Origin of the sequence: Sphingomonas sp. S-NIH.Pt15_0812 (assembly GCF_003951315.1) — a bacterium.
Classification (GTDB): Bacteria; Pseudomonadota; Alphaproteobacteria; order Sphingomonadales; family Sphingomonadaceae; genus Sphingomonas.
The window spans coordinates 12,548-28,676 of the sequence record NZ_QLJH01000004.1 but is presented as its reverse complement, the minus strand read 5'-3'; the positions used below and the strand labels follow the sequence as shown (position 1 = coordinate 28,676).

The window sequence follows — 16,129 nt, the reverse complement described above, 5'->3', positions numbered from 1 at the left end:
TAACCCCGGTGCGCTTATCTTGTCTGCTGAAAGGTAGCCCATGAACGACAACGACAAGCAGCCTGGCGGCAGCGGTGGCAATCCCTGGATGAAGAGCCTCCTCATCTGGGTGGCGATTCTGCTGGGCCTCGCGCTGTTCGTGACGATGGTCGACGGCCGCAGCGCGACGCCGCGCGGCACCGCGATCGATTATTCGGCGTTCCTCGACAAGGTCGACGAAGGCACGGTGAAGAACGCGGTCATCTCGCGCGACGCGATCACCGGTCAGCTTTCGTCGGGTGAGGCCTATCGCACCTCGCCGGTGCAGGACTCGACCCTGATCCCGCGCCTGCGCGAGAAGGGCGTCAGCTTCACCGCCAAGACCGACGACGGTCCGTCGGTGTGGATGGTGCTGCTCTACCAGTCGCTCCCCTTCCTGCTGTTCCTTGGCATCGCCTTCTTCGTGTTGCGCCAGATGCAGAAGGGCGGCGGCGCCAACGGCGCGATGGGCTTCGGCAAGAGCCGCGCCCGGATGCTGACGCAGAAGGAAGGCAAGGTCACCTTCGACGATGTCGCCGGCATCGACGAGGCGCGCGCCGAGCTGACCGAGATCGTCGACTTCCTGAAGGACCCGACCAAGTTCGCGCGTCTGGGCGGCAAGATCCCCAAGGGCGCGTTGCTGGTCGGCTCGCCCGGCACCGGCAAGACGCTGCTGGCGCGTGCGATCGCGGGTGAGGCGGGCGTGCCCTTCTTCACCATCTCGGGCTCGGATTTCGTCGAGATGTTCGTCGGCGTCGGTGCCAGCCGCGTCCGCGACATGTTCGAACAGGCCAAGAAGTCGGCGCCGTGCATCGTCTTCATCGACGAGATCGACGCGGTCGGTCGCCATCGTGGCGCGGGCCTGGGCAACGGCAATGACGAGCGCGAGCAGACGCTGAACCAGCTGCTGGTCGAGATGGACGGCTTCGAGGCGAATGAGGGCATCATCATCGTCGCGGCGACCAATCGCCCCGACGTGCTGGACCCCGCGCTGCTGCGTCCGGGCCGCTTCGACCGCCAGGTCGTGGTGCCCCGTCCGGATATCGAGGGTCGCGTGAAGATCCTCGAAGTCCATATGAAGAAGGTGCCGCTGGCCCCCGATGTCGACTCGCGCACCATCGCGCGCGGCACGCCGGGCTTCTCGGGCGCGGATCTCGCGAACCTGGTCAACGAGGCGGCGCTGATGGCGGCGCGCAAGGGCAAGCGCCTGGTCGCGATGGCCGAGTTCGAAGAGGCCAAGGACAAGGTGATGATGGGTGCCGAGCGGCGCTCGATGGTGATGACCGACGACGAGAAGCGGATGACCGCCTATCACGAGGCGGGCCATGCCATCGTCGCGATGCACGAGCCGGCCTCCGATCCGATCCACAAGGCGACGATCATCCCGCGCGGTCGTGCGCTGGGCATGGTGATGCGCCTGCCGGAGCGGGACAGCTACAGCTATCACCGCGACAAGATGTACGCCAATCTGGCGGTGTCGATGGGCGGCCGCGTCGCCGAAGAGGTCATCTTTGGCTATGACAAGGTGTCGTCGGGCGCGTCGGGCGACATCCAGTACGCCACGGGACTGGCCCGCGACATGGTCACCAAATGGGGCATGTCGGACAAGGTCGGGCCGGTCGAATATGCCCAGCCCGAAGGCGAAAGCTTCCTCGGCTACTCCTCGTCGCAGCCGGTGCGCATGTCGAACCAGACCGCGCAACTGATCGATGACGAGATCAAGTCGATCGTCGAGGGCGGCCTGCATCGTGCCAAGCATGTGCTGACCGAACATCTCGACCAGCTTCACCTGCTCGCCGGCGCGCTGCTCGAATATGAGACGCTGTCGGGCGACGAGATCAAGAAGCTGATCGCGGGTGAGGAGATCGGCCGGGTCGATCAGGGTCCCAAGGCCCCGGCGATGAAGGCGGCGGGAACGTCGATCCCGAAGACCCGCCGCACCCCCGGACCGTTCGGCAATCCGACGCCGCTGGGTGCCTGATGTCTCCGGATCGGCATCGTCCGTTCATGACGGTGCAAGGACCGATCGTTCATGGGCCGGCCTTCCCACAGGAAGGTCGGCCCATGTTGCGTAAGACCCATGTTTTTGCAGCGCTTTTTGCCGTGATGCTCAGTGCTGTGCCGGCCGGCGCGGCGATGACCACCGGCACCTTCGTCGCCCGCGCCAACACGCTTCGGACGCAGGGCTTCGCGGCCCTGCTGTCGCCCGACTTTCAGGTCCTGAAAGAAGAGGCGCGCCTAGCCCGGCAGGAGTTGAAGGCGGAGAGTGAAGCGCGCGTGAAGGCTGGCAAGCGGCCGATCGCCTGCGTACCCGATGGCGAGACGATCGGCATCGAGGACATGCTCGACGAACTGGCGCGCCTGCCCGCCGCCGACCAGCGCAAACCGTTGAAGGATGGCTATGCCCGCGTGCTGTCGCGGCGTTTTCCCTGCTGACGCCTGATCCTGCCGCCCTAAGATAGTGCGGCTGCCGCCGTGCATTTGGGGAGCCAACGTCGTCTTTCCGTGCAACCAGATGGCATGGTGCGTAGGCCTGTAATCGGCAGGTCGTCAGGATCGCCTGCCGAACATTTGGTGGCCCCGACCCATCCTGTCCGCTGACGCGATCGACGGCGAGGCCCATGGCGCGGCATTGTCACAGGGCTTGACCGACATTCGGTGCGGCCACGCATCGGCGACGCCTCCATGCGGGAAAGACAATGTCAATGATTGCCACCCCCGCCGCGATCCGGGATGATGCGCGCCATGCCCGCCCCGTCCCTGAATGCCCCGCCGGGCGGCTTTGTCGGCCCGATCAAGCGATCGATCACCATCGCCGGCCACCAGACCTCGATCAGCCTGGAACCACTGTTCTGGGCCCTGTTGGAACAATGCGCGCTGGACCGCGCGCTGCCGCTGTCCGCGCTGGTCGCCGAGATCGATGCCTTGAGGATCATGGCGGAGGAGCCGCCCAATCTCGCCAGCGCCTTGCGAAGCTGGCTCCTGAGTGAGCGCTTGCAAATAGATGAAAATGGTTCGCAATTGCGTTGACAGTGCGATGCATTCGCAATAAATGCTGCCCGGCATAAAGGGGATAGCAATCATGTCGACAGCCGCCGCGCCGTTTCTGGCGCTTTCCTGCGTTGGGTTCATCGCATCGGCACCGGCGATGGCGGCCGATCATGCGGCCGCGCCCGTGCCGGCCGAGCGTATCCGGGACGCTCAGGTGCGCGGTCAGGATGCGCGGCGCGAGACGGCACGGGATGAGATCGTCGTCAACGGTCGCCCAGGCGCCGCACCCGCCATGGTGGAGAGTCCCAAGGCGACCTCCGCGCTGCTCGACACGCCGCAGACGATCACGGTCATCTCCGACCAGACGCTGCGCAAGCAGAATCTACTGACGTTGCGCGACGCGCTCCAGACGATTCCCGGCATCACCTTCGGCGCGGGCGAGGGCGGTGGCGGCTATGGCGACAGCATCAATCTGCGCGGCTTTTCGGCGAACAACGACATCACCGTCGACGGCGTTCGCGACTCCGCGCAATATAGCCGCACCGACCCGTTCAACCTCCAGCAGATCGAAGTCTATAATGGGGCCAATTCGGTGTTCAACGGATCGGGTTCGGTCGGCGGCACGATCAACCTCGTCACCAAGGAGCCGCGCGCGGAGGATCTGACGATCGTCCAGGCGTCGGTCGGCACCGACGATTACTGGCGCGGGTCGGTCGATGCCAATCGTCGGATCGGCGCGGACAGCGCGGTGCGGCTGAATGCGGTCGTGCACCGCAACGACGTGCCCGGTCGCAAGGTCGAGCGGTACAAGCGCTGGGGTATCGCCCCCTCGGTCACGATCGGCATCGACGGCCCGACCAGCCTGACCCTCGCCTATGTCCATCAGCAGGACGACAATACGCCGATCTATGGCGTGCCCTATTTCCGCAGCGCCGTGAATGACGGTCCGCTGCCGGGCGTCAGCCGCGCCGAATATTTCGGCATCGCCAATCTCGATCGGCAGAAGGTGACGGTCGACCGTTTCACCGCGACCTTCCGCCATGATGCCGGCGACGGGGTGTCGCTCCGCAACCTGACGCGGTGGCAGCGGGTCGGCCAGCGCAGCGTGACCAGCGCGCCCCAGGGCCTGTTCTGCCTCGCCTCGACCGGTCGCCAGCCGGTGGGCGCGAATGGATCGGCGACGGTCGGGCTGCCCTGCACCGGCACGGTCAGCAATGTCGCGGCCGGCGGTCCGGACGGAACGGGCACGGCTTTGTCCACCGTCGCCGTCACGGTTGCACCGGGCTTCTACCAGCCGAGCGGTCCGCGCGGGCTGGTGCGCGACCAGGAGAACCAGCTCCTCTACAACCAGACGGACCTGCGCTGGGAACGGGGCGAGAAGGGCGGCGTGCGCAACGTCGCCAATATCGGCCTGTCGGGCACGATCGAGGATTATCGCATCGACACCGCCAGCCTGCTGCGCAACGCAGCGGGCGCGCCGATCCTGCTGCCGCAGATCAGCCTGGCCAACCCGAATACCGACTATGCCGGGTCGACCCATTATACGCTGACCGCCCAGTCCAAGTCGACGACGCGCAACCTGGCGGTCTATGCCTTCGACACGCTGGAGCTGGGCCGCTATTTCGAATTGAACGGCGGCGTCCGGTGGGAGGTGCAGGATGCATCCTTCCGGCAATTGCCGCTGGCGGTGACGCCGCCGGGCACGGCCCCGCTGACCGCGCTGCAACAGGCGCCGCAACAGAGCCATGAGCGGCTCTTCTCCTATCGCATCGGCGGCGTGTTCCACCCGGTCGCCAATGTCAGCCTCTATGCCGGCTATGGCAATGCGAAGACGCCGTCCTCGGCAACGGTGCGGCTGGGCTGCGGCGTGCCGACCGTCACCGGCAACACGCTGTTCCAGCCCTGCGACGTCGCGCCCGAAACCGCGCGCAATTACGAGGCGGGGGTGAAGGCCGGGCTGTTCGACCGCCGGCTGGAGCTGACCGCGGCCGTGTTCCGCAACGAGCGGACCAATTACCGCGTCGCCAGCAACGACCCCACCGCGCCGCAGGTGCAGGTGCTCGACGGGCGCAGCCGGGTCGACGGCATCGCGCTGGGCGCGACCGGCAGCCTGACGCGGCGTTGGACGATCTTCGCCAACTACACCTATCTGGACAGCGAGGTGCAGCAATCCGTGTCCGGCCGGTGCCTGGCGACGCCGGGCCTGGGCGGCTGCGGCAATTCGGCGGCGAACCCGGACCCGCAGCGCGGCACCGCTCTGCCCCAGACGCCGCACCATTCGGGTAGCCTGTTCACCACCTACACGCTGCCCTTCGGTCTGGAGCTGGGCTATGGCCTGACCTATCAGGGCAAGTTCGCCACCTATTCGCCGGTGCTGGCCAATGGCACGCAGTTCCGGGTGGACGATTACCTGATCCACCGCGCCTATCTGGCCTATAGCTTCGGCGGCGGGCTGACCGCGCAGCTCAATGTGCAGAACGTCACCGATGCCAAATATTTCACGACCGTGCGCAGCAACGTGAACGCGACCACGGGGGCGGTAACCGGCGGCTGGGCGATGCCCGGCGACCGGCGGCAGGCGGTGCTGAGCCTGTTCTACAGCTTCTGATATGCTACGCCGCCCCGGCCCCGGGTCGGGGTGGCGACGGAGTGGGCCATGTTGATCGCGATTCCCGATGTGCTGGACCCGGCGGGCGTCGCGCGGGTGCGGGCATTGATCGATGCCGGGGAATGGGTGGACGGCAACGTCACTTCCGGTCCGCAGGCGGCGCTCGCCAAGCGCAACGAGCAACTGGTCGAGGACCAGCCGGCGGCGCGCGAGGCGGGCGGGCTGATCCTCGACGCGCTGGGCCGGTCGCCGCTGTTCGTGGCGGCGGCGCTGCCGCTCAAGGTGTTTCCGCCGCTGTTCAACCGCTATGCCGGCGGGCAGGATTTCGGCCTGCATGTCGACAATGCCATCCGGATGAAGCGGGGCAGCGACTTCCGCATCCGCAGCGACCTGTCGGCGACAGTGTTCCTGGAGGACCCGCACGCCTATGACGGCGGCGAGCTGGTGATCGAGGACCAGTTCGGGCCGCAGGTGGTGAAGTTGCCCGCCGGCCATATGGTGCTCTACCCGGCGTCCAGCCTGCACCGGGTGACGCCGGTGACGCGCGGCGTGCGGGTGGCCAGCTTCTTCTGGTTGCAGTCGATGGTACGCGACGACGGCGCGCGGCGCATCCTGTTCGAGCTGGATCGCGGCGTGCAGATGGTCGCCGCCGCGCAGGGCCAGGGCGAGCCCGCAGCGGTGACGCTGACCGGCGTCTACCACAATCTGCTGCGCCGCTGGGCGGAGGCCTGACCGCCACGCCGCGATTGACGGGGCAGGGGTCATGGGGCAGCACCCCGCCATCATGAAACAGGCAGGGGCTATCAAGACGGGCGGGCGCACCGCGCCGCTCGGGTGGATCGGATTGATCCTGGCGGTGCCGATCCTGCCGATCGCCCTGTCGGGCGCGGCGCTGGTCGGCGGCGCGACGCTCGACCGGCTGCTGCATCCCGATCGCCATGCGGCCAGCGGCTCGCGGATGCTGTCGCCCGACCTGTTCGTCGATCGGGTGCGGCCGGTGCTGACGCCAGGGGCCCGTGTGGCCGCGCTGACGCTTGCCGGGCCCGGCGAGGCGGTCGTGGTCGCGACGACCGCGCCGGTGACGGGCGCGCGGGGTACGGACTATTATCTCGATCCGTCGACCGGATATCGGCTGGCGGTGGCGGGACATGATGCCGGCCCGGTCGCTGTGCTGGAGCGTCTGCATCTCGGCCTGGGACTGGGAAGCGCGGGGCGGGTGATCGTCGGCGCACTCGGCCTGGCGCTGATGCTGAGCTGCCTGACCGGCCTTTATGTCGGGTGGCCGCATGGCGGCGGATGGCGGCAGGTGCTGCGCCACCGGCATCGGCGGGGCAGGCTGGCCGCCGGCCATCATCTGCTGGGACTGGTGTCGGTCGGCCCCCTGTTCCTGCTCGCGCTGACCGGGACCTGGCTGGCCATGCCCGCGCCGTTTGCGCGACTGGCGGGCGCGCCGCCCCGGCTCCGGTCGGAACCGTCCGCCCTGGCCCGGCCGATGGCGCGTCCCGCGCAACCTTTGGCGGTCGTGCTGGGCCGCGCCGCCGACCTCCATCCGAACGCTGTCGTGCGGACGATCCTGTGGCCGACCGAGCGCGACCCGGACTGGACGGTCGGCTTCGCCGACGCACGGATCGCGCCGGTCAAGGTGGCGGACGATACGGGCAGCGCCACCGCCGTCTCCGCCCATCCGCTCGACATGCCGGCCACCGGCGTGCTCGACCTGCATGGCGGCCGGGGCCTGGGCGCGGTGTGGCGGGGTGTCCTCATCGTCACCGGCCTGTCCAGCGCGACGATGACGATCACCGGCCTGATCCTGTGGCGACGAACCCGTCGTCGCCCCAAGGACCAGGCCGTAGCGGTGATCGACCGTTGAGCGATCAGGCCGCGAAGGCGGCCGCCGGCAGCGCGTAGAGCGAGGTGGCGGGGGCGCTCGCCGCCGCGCGCAGGCCCAGGGCCTCCGGCACGATCTGCTCCAGATAGAAATGGATGCTGGCGCGCTTCATCGTCTCGAAATCGCCCTCGCCGGCCAGCGCCCGGCCCTCGCGCTCCAGCAGCACGCCGCACAGCGCCACCGACATCATGGTCAGGAACGGATAGCTCGCCGCCAGCCGATCGTCCGCATCGGCGGTGGCGAGGCGGCGGCCGATCGCGTCGCACGCCGCGACCAGTGCGACCAGATCCTCCGCTTGCGCTTCGCGGCGCAGGTCGTCGATCAGCGCGGCGAAGGCCCCGCCATTGTCCAGACCCAGCTTGCGCCCGACCAGATCGGCGGCCTGGATGCCGTTCGTCCCCTCATAGATCGGGGTGATGCGGGCATCGCGGAAGAACTGCGCCGCGCCCGTCTCCTCGACATAGCCCATGCCGCCATGGACCTGGATGCCTAGCGAGGCGACCTCGTTGCCCAGGTCGGTGGCATGGGCCTTGGCCAGCGGCGTCACCATCTCCAGCCGGGCCTTGGCCGCCGCATCACCCAGCGTCGCGCGATCGACCTGACCGGCGGCGTAATAGACCAGGGCGCGCGCCGCCTGGGTCTGCGCCTTCATGCGCAGCAACATGCGGCGGACATCGGGATGCTCGACGATCCGCACCGGCGCACGGTCCGCGCCGCCCGCCCGCGCCGACTGCACCCGATCGAGTGCATAGGCGATCGCCGCCTGGGTCGCGCCCTCCGCCACCTGCACGCCTTGCAGGCCGACGTTCAGGCGCGCGTTGTTCATCATCGTGAACATCGCGCGCATCCCGCCATGTTCGGGACCGATCAGTTCGCCGACGCACGAGTCATGGTCGCCGAACGACAGCACGCAGGTGGGCGAGGCGTGCAGGCCCATCTTGTGCTCGATCGACACGACGCGGACGTCGTTGAAGTCGCCGGGCGCGCCGTTCGCGTCGAGCCGGTATTTGGGCACCAGGAACAGGCTGATACCGCGCGTGCCGGCGGGGGCGTCGGGCGTGCGCGCCAGCACGAGGTGGACGATGTTCGGGGCCATGTCATGGTCGCCAAAGGAGATGAAGATCTTCGTCCCCTTGATGCTCCACGTCCCGTCGCCGCGCGGAGTGGCGGTGGCGCGCAGCGCGCCGACATCGCTGCCCGCCTGCGGCTCGGTCAGGTTCATCGTGCCGGTCCACTCACCGGTCGACAGATGCGGCAGATAGGCGGCCTGCTGCGCGGGCGAGCCGTGATGCTGCAACGCCTCGATCGCACCGACCGTCAGCGTCGGGCAGAGCGCGAAGCCCATATTGGCGGTGCCCAGCGTCTCCAGCACCGCCGTCTGGAGCGCGAAGGGCAGGCCCTGTCCGCCCCAGTCGGCTGGGGCACCGATCGTGCCCCAGCCTCCCTCGACATAGGCGTGGTAGGCGGCGGCGTAGCCCGCCGGCATCACCACGCCGTCCGCCGTCCATTGCGCGCCGACCGTGTCGCCGATCCGGGCGAGCGGGGCCCATTCGCCGGCGGCGAACTGGCCCACCCCCTCCAGCACCGCTTCGACCGTGTCGCCATCGGCGGCGGCGAACCGATCGCTGGCGGCGAGATCGGCGAGGCCGACGATGGTGTCGAGGACAAGGCGCTGTTCGGCGACGGGGGGCGTGAAGGGCACGTTTCTCTCCGGGGTTTTGCGCTGATATAGGCGCAACATGATGGCCGAACCAAACCCGCTCGTCCGACGCTACGGCACCGCCGCCATTGCCGAGGCGGCCATGGCGATCCGCGCCGGCCGACTCGTCGCGATCCCGACCGAGACGGTCTATGGCCTGGCCGCCGACGCCGGTGATTCGGCGGCGGTCGCGCGCATCTATGCGGCCAAGGGGCGGCCGAGCTTCAACCCGCTGATCGTCCATGTCCGCGACCGGGCGGAGGCGGAGCGGCTGGCGGTGTTCGATGCGACCGCCGCCGCGCTGGCCGACGCCTTCTGGCCGGGACCGCTGACGCTGGTGCTGCCGCTGCGCAAGGGCGCGCCGATCGCCGCGCTGGTCACGGCGGGGCTGGACACGGTGGCGATCCGCGTGCCCGCCCACCGGGCGATGCGCGCGCTGCTCGTGGCGGCGGACCGGCCGCTCGCCGCGCCCTCGGCGAACCGCAGCAACGGCATCAGCCCGACTCGCGCCGCGCATGTCGTCGCCAGCCTGGGCCCGGCGGCGGAGCTGGTGATCGATGACGGCCCCTGTGCCGCCGGCCTGGAATCGACGATCGTGGCGGGTGCGACCTTGCTGCGGCCGGGGCCGGTCACCGCCGAGGCGATCGGCCGCGTGCTCGGGCGGCTGGTGTCGGGCGGCGAAAAGCCGGCGGGCGACACGATCACCGCGCCGGGCCAGCTCGCCACCCATTATGCGCCCGCCAAGCCGCTGCGGCTGGACGCGCGCTGGGCCGAGGCGGACGAATGGCTGATCGGCTTCGACGGGGTGGAGGGCGACGACACGCTGTCCGCGACCGGCGACCTGACCGAGGCGGCGGCGCGGCTGTTCGACGCGCTGCACCGCGCCGATGCCAGCGACCGCGTCCGCATCGCCATCGCGCCGCTGCCCGCGACCGGCATCGGCGAGGCGATCCACGACCGGCTGCGCCGCGCCGCGACCCGGTAGCGGGGGCGGGTCGACGGACGCCGCGCACCGGCCTATGCCCGCGCGGGTGATCGATATCCCTGCTCCGTTGCGCCTGCGCCTGGACGGCGACGCGCTGATTGCCAATTGGCGCCTGCTCGACCGGATGAGCGGCACGGCCGCCTGTGGCGCGGCCGTCAAGGCGGACGGATACGGCCTGGGTGCGTACGGCGTCGCCGAGCGTCTCGCCGGGGCCGGCTGTCGCGATTTCTTCGTCGCCACTTGGGCGGAGGCGCAGGCGCTGGCGTCGCTGGGCCTGACCCTCTCGGTGCTGCACGGCCTGCGGGCCGAGGACATGGCGGCGGCGCGTGCGGGGTTCGCCCGGCCGGTGCTGAACAGCCTGCCCCAGATCGCGCGCTGGCGCGCGGGCGGCGGCGGCGCGTGCGACGTGATGGTCGATACCGGCATCAACCGGCTGGGCATCGCCCCCGCCGACATTGCCGATGGCGCGCTCGACGGGCTTCGGGTCGAGACGCTGATGAGCCATCTGGCCTGCGCCGACGAGGATAGCGCGATGAACGGCGAGCAGCGCAGCCGCTTCGCCGCGCTCGCCGGCCGAACCGGGGCGCGGCGGATGAGCCTCGCCAATTCGGCGGGGATCGCATTGGGGGCGGACTATCATTTCGACCTGACCCGGCCGGGACTGGCGCTCTATGGCGGGGTGCCGCGCGGCGACTATGCCGGGCGGGTGCGGCAGGTGGTCACGCCCGAGGCGCAGGTGCTGCAACGCCGTCACGTCGCGGCGGGCGACCCGGTCGGCTATAACGCCACCTGGACCGCGCCGCGCGATTGCGAGGTGGCGATCATCAACCTCGGCTATGCCGATGGCTATGTCCGTGCCTTTTCCAACAGCGGCTCCGCGCAGGTGGGCGAGGCGGTGCTGCCGGTGATCGGCCGGGTGTCGATGGACCTGGTCGCGCTCGACGTCAGCGCCGCGCCCGATCTGGCGGAGGGGGACTGGATCGCGATCGACTATGACCTCGCACGCCAGTCGGCGGCGAGCGGCCTGTCGCAATATGAGCTGCTGACGCTGCTCGGCCGCCGCTTCGGGCGGTGATCGGCAAAAAAAGGGCCGGTGGAAAACCACCGGCCCGATTGATCCTGATGCGCTTTTTTAGAAGCGGGCGGTGACGCCTGCGTAGAAGCGCCGGCCGATGGCGTCGTAGATGCCCGTGCCCGCGCCCGTGCCGGTCGAGAAGAGCGGCGGTGTGCGGTTCGTGACATTGTCGATGCCGAAGTAGAAGTTCGAGCGCTCGTTGATGTTTACGCCCAGCTTCAAGTCGAGGTAGAACACTTCAGGATAGTAGTTGATGTCGTAGATGTCAGCGTTCTGCGGCGGGCGGCCCTGGAAAGTGGTTAGGTTTTCGATCGCGCCGACCGACATCTTGGACAGATACCGCATCTGTACGTTGGTATAGAACTGGCCGAAGTCAGCACCGATATTCCAGTTCACCGCATCGATTGGCTGGCCGATCTCGCCGCGAATGGTGTCGGCGAAGCCCGGCTGGGTCGGATCCAGGAATTGATCGTTCTGGAACTGGTGGGTGTAGATGATCTGCGACGACAGCCGCACATTGCCGACCCGGCGGGTGTAAGCCAGATTGGCGTCGATCCCACGAACCTGCAGCTTGGCGTAGTTGAGCAGCGTCTGCTGCAGCGTACCCTCGACGATGCGATATTCCTGCTCGCCGTTCGGACCGGTCTGACCGGCGCCAACACGCTGGAACAGACCGCAGAACTGCTGGCTGGGCTGCGGCGTGTCGTAGCAGCTGTTGATGATCTGCTGCGCGCTCGGCGCCGTGATAACGTTGTTGACCTTGATATTGAAGTAGTCGACCGACAGCGACAGGCCCGGCGTCTGAACCGGCTGGATCACGACGCCATAGGTGTAGGAGTCGGACTTTTCGACGGACAGGTTAGGATTGCCGCCGCTGACAATCTCCAGCGTCTGCGTGTAGCGATAGTCATAGTTCGTCGGAATGCCCGCTGCCGCGCAGTTCGTCGCACGGAACTGGGTTCCGCTGGCGATGTTGATTGCTGAGCAGGGGTCGACCACCGACGCGAAGTTCTGCGACTGCGGCGAGTAGAGGTCCGACAGATTCGGTGCGCGCACCGACCGGCCATAGGCGGCGCGGAAGCGAACGCCCTCGAACGGCGAGTAGACGACATCGGCGTTGTAGGCTTCGACCGTGCCGGCCGAACCCTTATAGTCCGAGACGCGTCCGGCGCCGCTCACCGTCAGCTCCTTGATGAGCGTGACATCCTTCAGCAGCGGCAGCTTGAGCTCACCAAATGCTTCCTTCACCTCGAACGACGTGGGGTCGAAGAGGGCGATGGCATTGTAGAAGGTGTAGCCGGCCGACACGAGCGGATCCTGCTCGTAGAACGCGGTTTCACGGCGATACTCGCCACCGATCGAGAATTGCAGCGGGCCGCCAGGCAGGTTGAAGAAGCCGCTGGTGTCACCGGCAACGAAGCCGGAGATGTCGAGCTGCGTGATCTTGCCCTGCGAGACCGTGTCCGTCAGCACATAGTTGCGCGCGGCGTCCGAGATGTTGCCTACGCCGAACGGGTTGACCGGTTGGCAGGCGGCGATGTCGGCGGCCAGGATCGACGGATTGTCGATGCCGAGCGTAGAGGCGATCCGGTTGGCGCGGGTCGCGTCAAGCTGTGCGCCGCAGACGATCTGGCCCGTGGCGGGGTTGCGCACAGCGTCCAGGGCTAGCAGCATGCGCTGCTGGTTCAGGTTGCCCAAGACCTTGGTGCGCTCCTTGAACTCGCCATAATTGGCCGACAGCTCATAGTTCCAGTCGTCGTTGAACGTGCCCCGCGCGCCGACCACGGCGCGATAGGTTTCACGCCGTGCCTTCTCCGAGCGGATGCCCAGATCCGTCAGGTTCTTGCGCAGGATGAAGCGGTAGGAGCCGTTGGCGATCGCAGCGCGGTCGGCATCGGTCAGCAAGGCACCGGAGGCCGAGTTGGGGTTGATGCCGCTGGCTAGGATCGCGTTGGCGATCGTGGTGCGCGCATCGGCACTGAGATAGGGATTGTCGAGCCGCGGCCGCTCGTAGAATGCGTCGAGCGTGGAACCGGTGAAGAAGGCCGGGCCCGATGTGCCCTGTCCGAACGTGTCGGTGCGGACATATTTCGCCTCGACGAACGGGACGAAGGCAGGCGAGAATTCGAAATGGCCGATCAGGTTCGCCGAATAGCGGTCGAGCTGCGGCTGGAGCTGGATCAGCTGACCTTCGCGGCGCGTATCACCATTGCCGCCCAGGAACGATCCGGCCGCCGTTCCAACGGGATTGGCCGCCGTACCTGCTGCCAGTCCGACGCGCTGTCCCGTCTGCGCCGCCAGGGCTCCGCTGGACTGGAACAGATAATTGCAGGTGAATGCGCGGCCGACCACGTCCCGCGCCCCGGCGCCGCACAACGTATTCGAGAATGCCGAGCCGCTGGCGGTGCGCGGCGCCCCGGCAATCGTGACCAGGCCGCCCGCGGACAGCGTGGCCGAGCGGACGTCACGGAGGAACTGGTTGTCAGGGATGCCGTCATAGTTGATCAGGGTCTGGCCCGGCGCGATGCCGGCGGTATCGGTGTCGACTGTGATGAAAGTGTTGTTTTGCCGCAGATAATCCCGGCTGGATGCATAGACGCTGTTCTGGCGCGCATATTCCAGATCCACCGCGATGTTACCGCGGCCATCGGCAAAATTCTTGCCCGCCAGGACGCTGGTATAATAGGCGCCGGCATCTCCATATTGGCTGACTGCACCTTGACCGCGCAGCTGTACGCCTTCGAAATCCTGCTTGAGGACGAAATTGACGACACCTGCCAGTGCATCCGAACCGTAGACGGCCGAGCTGGCGCCCGTCAGCAGGTCGACCCGTTCGACCAGATCGGTGGGAAAGGTGTTCGTGTCGGGCGACACGGCGTTGTTGAGAATGTCGGCACCGACATGGCGGCGGCCGTTCACGAGCACCAGCGTACGTTGCGTGCCTAGGCCGCGCAGGTTGAGCAGGTTGAGGCCCGCCGTGCCCAGGAAGCGGGTCGAGTTCTGCTGGCTGAAGGTGCTGGTCAACTGGGGCAGATCGTTCAGCACGTCTCCGATGGACGTGCGAGCCGTGACGCCCAGTTCGGCCGCCGTGACCGTGGTGATCGGCGAGCCGGCAATCTCGTTCGGCCGGGCGAGGCGCGAACCGGTGACGGTGATTTCGGCGGCCTGATCGTCAGTCGAACGGGCCTGCGCCGCATCCGCTTCGGTCTGCCCGGGGTTGGTGATGTCACCCGGTGAGCCCGAAGGTGTGGTTTGCGCCCAAGCCATCGAAGAGACAAGCAGGGTCGAGGCGAGCGCCGTGGCGCCCAAAAAACGGGTGAGGTACAAGATATTCCCCCTTAACGGGCATTGTGCCGAATGAGCCGACGTTTGCCGCCGCACGACACAAAGAAACCCGAATCAGGGGGCTAGGCAACAAACCTACATTAATTATGATAGTTTGATGAACGGATGTTGCAGGCTTGCAACATCCGATCCGGCCCTATGTTAGACGCGCTCGAGGCACATGGCGATGCCCATGCCGCCGCCGATGCACAGGGTGGCGAGGCCCTTGGCGGCGTCGCGCTTCTGCATCTCGTAGATCAACGTGGTCAGCACGCGCGCGCCGCTGGCGCCGATCGGGTGGCCCAGCGCGATCGCGCCGCCATTGACGTTCACCTTGTCCGCGTCGAAGCCCAGCTCCTTGCCGACCGACAGCGCCTGCGCCGCGAACGCCTCGTTCGCCTCGATCAGGTCGAGATCGGCGACGGTCCAGCCGGCCTTTTCCAGCGCGCGCTTGGTGGCGGGGACGGGGCCGATGCCCATCACCGACGGATCGACGCCGGCCGAGGCCCAGCTGCGGATCGTCGCCAGGATCGGGCTGCCGCGCTTCTCCGCCTCGGCGCGGGTCATCACCACGATCGCCGCCGCGCCGTCGTTCAGGCCCGAGGCGTTCGCCGCCGTCACCGTGCCGTCCTTCTTGAAGGCGGGGCGTACGCCCGACACGCTCTCGATCGTCGCGCCGGCGCGGATATATTCGTCCTGCTCGACGACGGTGTCGCCCTTGCGGCCCTTGATCGTCACCGGCGCGATCTCGTCCTTGAACCGGCCGGAGGCGCGCGCCGCCTCCGCCAGATTCTGCGAGCGGACCGAGAACTGATCCTGCTCGGCGCGGGTCACCTGATATTGTTCGGCCAGATTCTCGGCGGTGATGCCCATGTGATAGCCGTTGAACACGTCGGTCAGGCCGTCATGCACCATGGTGTCGACCAGGCTGACATTGCCCATCTTGGTGCCGCCGCGCATCGTCTGCGCATGGGGGGACAGCGACATGGACTCCTGGCCGCCGGCGACGACGATCGTCGCATCGCCGGTCGCGACCGCCTGCGCCGCCAGCGCCACGGCGCGCAGGCCCGAGCCGCAGACCTGGTTGACGCCCCAGGCGGGCACTTCCTTGGGCACGCCGGCCGCCATCGATGCCTGGCGGGCGGGGTTCTGGCCCTGCGCGGCGGTCAGCACCTGGCCCATGATGACCTCGGACACCTCCTCGCCGGACACGCCGGCCTGTTCGAGCGCGGCGGTGATCGCCACCCGGCCCAGCTCATGCGCGGGCGTCGCGGCGAAGGCGCCCAGAAAGGCGCCGACGGGCGTGCGCTTGGCGGCGGTGATGACGATGTCGGTGGGTGCGGTCACGTTGGAAAATCCCCTGGTGATAGGCGCGGCCTATCTAGGCGCTCCACCGGTCCCGATCCAGCCGGGCACCACGCATTCGGCGGCACTTGCCGCGAATTTCCGGATTTCCTTCGCGATCCCGGCAAAGTTGCTGCGCAGCATGGAAAAATGATGCGCGGCATCGCTCTCCGTGTTGCGGCGCGTCAACCATGGTC

General features: G+C 67.9%; 12 protein-coding genes. 9 read left to right on the top strand and 3 right to left on the bottom strand.

Going from position 1 to position 16,129, the window contains the following annotated elements:
* Nucleotides 1-40 precede the first annotated feature (40 nt).
* From ftsH to BRX43_RS03750, 6 genes are all read left to right on the top strand, one after another.
* Entirely contained in the window at nucleotides 41-1,999 is a 1,959-nt protein-coding gene (gene ftsH, locus BRX43_RS03775) for an ATP-dependent zinc metalloprotease FtsH (RefSeq protein WP_125993509.1), read from the top strand.
* 83 nt (nucleotides 2,000-2,082) lie between these two features.
* Nucleotides 2,083-2,454 (top strand): hypothetical protein, encoded by a 372-nt coding sequence (locus BRX43_RS03770; protein ID WP_241214746.1) that lies wholly within the window; start codon nucleotides 2,083-2,085, stop codon nucleotides 2,452-2,454.
* A 297-nt stretch (nucleotides 2,455-2,751) separates the two neighbouring features.
* Nucleotides 2,752-3,048 carry a ribbon-helix-helix domain-containing protein gene (locus BRX43_RS03765; RefSeq protein WP_241214745.1) on the top strand — a complete coding sequence of 99 codons (297 nt, stop codon included), beginning with the start codon at nucleotides 2,752-2,754 and terminating at the stop codon, nucleotides 3,046-3,048.
* A gap of 52 nt (nucleotides 3,049-3,100) precedes the next feature.
* The gene (locus BRX43_RS03760; RefSeq protein WP_125993508.1) at nucleotides 3,101-5,617 is read left to right on the top strand and encodes a TonB-dependent receptor; all 2,517 of its coding nucleotides are present in this window, start codon (nucleotides 3,101-3,103) and stop codon (nucleotides 5,615-5,617) included.
* A 48-nt stretch (nucleotides 5,618-5,665) separates the two neighbouring features.
* Entirely contained in the window at nucleotides 5,666-6,349 is a 684-nt protein-coding gene (locus BRX43_RS03755) for a Fe2+-dependent dioxygenase (RefSeq protein ID WP_125993507.1), read from the top strand.
* 31 nt (nucleotides 6,350-6,380) lie between these two features.
* Complete coding sequence (locus BRX43_RS03750) at nucleotides 6,381-7,487, top strand: PepSY-associated TM helix domain-containing protein (RefSeq protein WP_125993506.1); 1,107 nt, start codon at nucleotides 6,381-6,383, stop codon at nucleotides 7,485-7,487.
* Nucleotides 7,488-7,491: 4 nt separating this feature from the next.
* Here the strand turns inward: BRX43_RS03750 and BRX43_RS03745 are convergent, their stop codons facing one another.
* A complete protein-coding gene (locus tag BRX43_RS03745; RefSeq protein WP_125993505.1) occupies nucleotides 7,492-9,246 on the bottom strand; it encodes an acyl-CoA dehydrogenase in 1,755 nt (584 codons plus the stop codon).
* Between BRX43_RS03745 and BRX43_RS03740 the strand changes: the two genes are divergently transcribed.
* Nucleotides 9,245-10,189, top strand: coding sequence for an L-threonylcarbamoyladenylate synthase (locus BRX43_RS03740; protein WP_125993504.1), 945 nt, complete (start codon nucleotides 9,245-9,247; stop codon nucleotides 10,187-10,189). The genes BRX43_RS03745 and BRX43_RS03740 overlap by 2 nt on opposite strands.
* 55 nt (nucleotides 10,190-10,244) lie before the next feature.
* On the top strand, nucleotides 10,245-11,264 hold the full coding sequence (locus tag BRX43_RS03735; RefSeq protein WP_241214762.1) for an alanine racemase: 1,020 nt from the start codon (nucleotides 10,245-10,247) through the stop codon (nucleotides 11,262-11,264).
* Between the two features lie 57 nt (nucleotides 11,265-11,321).
* Here the strand turns inward: BRX43_RS03735 and BRX43_RS03730 are convergent, their stop codons facing one another.
* Complete coding sequence (locus BRX43_RS03730) at nucleotides 11,322-14,591, bottom strand: TonB-dependent receptor (RefSeq protein ID WP_346962845.1); 3,270 nt, start codon at nucleotides 14,589-14,591, stop codon at nucleotides 11,322-11,324.
* A gap of 159 nt (nucleotides 14,592-14,750) precedes the next feature.
* Nucleotides 14,751-15,935, bottom strand: coding sequence for an acetyl-CoA C-acetyltransferase (locus tag BRX43_RS03725; protein WP_125993502.1), 1,185 nt, complete (start codon nucleotides 15,933-15,935; stop codon nucleotides 14,751-14,753).
* On the opposite strand from BRX43_RS03725, the gene BRX43_RS20170 reads away from it, so the two are divergent.
* Nucleotides 15,910-16,086 carry a hypothetical protein gene (locus BRX43_RS20170; protein WP_164523515.1) on the top strand — a complete coding sequence of 59 codons (177 nt, stop codon included), beginning with the start codon at nucleotides 15,910-15,912 and terminating at the stop codon, nucleotides 16,084-16,086. The two genes, BRX43_RS03725 and BRX43_RS20170, sit on opposite strands and share 26 nt — an antisense overlap.
* Nucleotides 16,087-16,129: the final 43 nt, after the last annotated feature.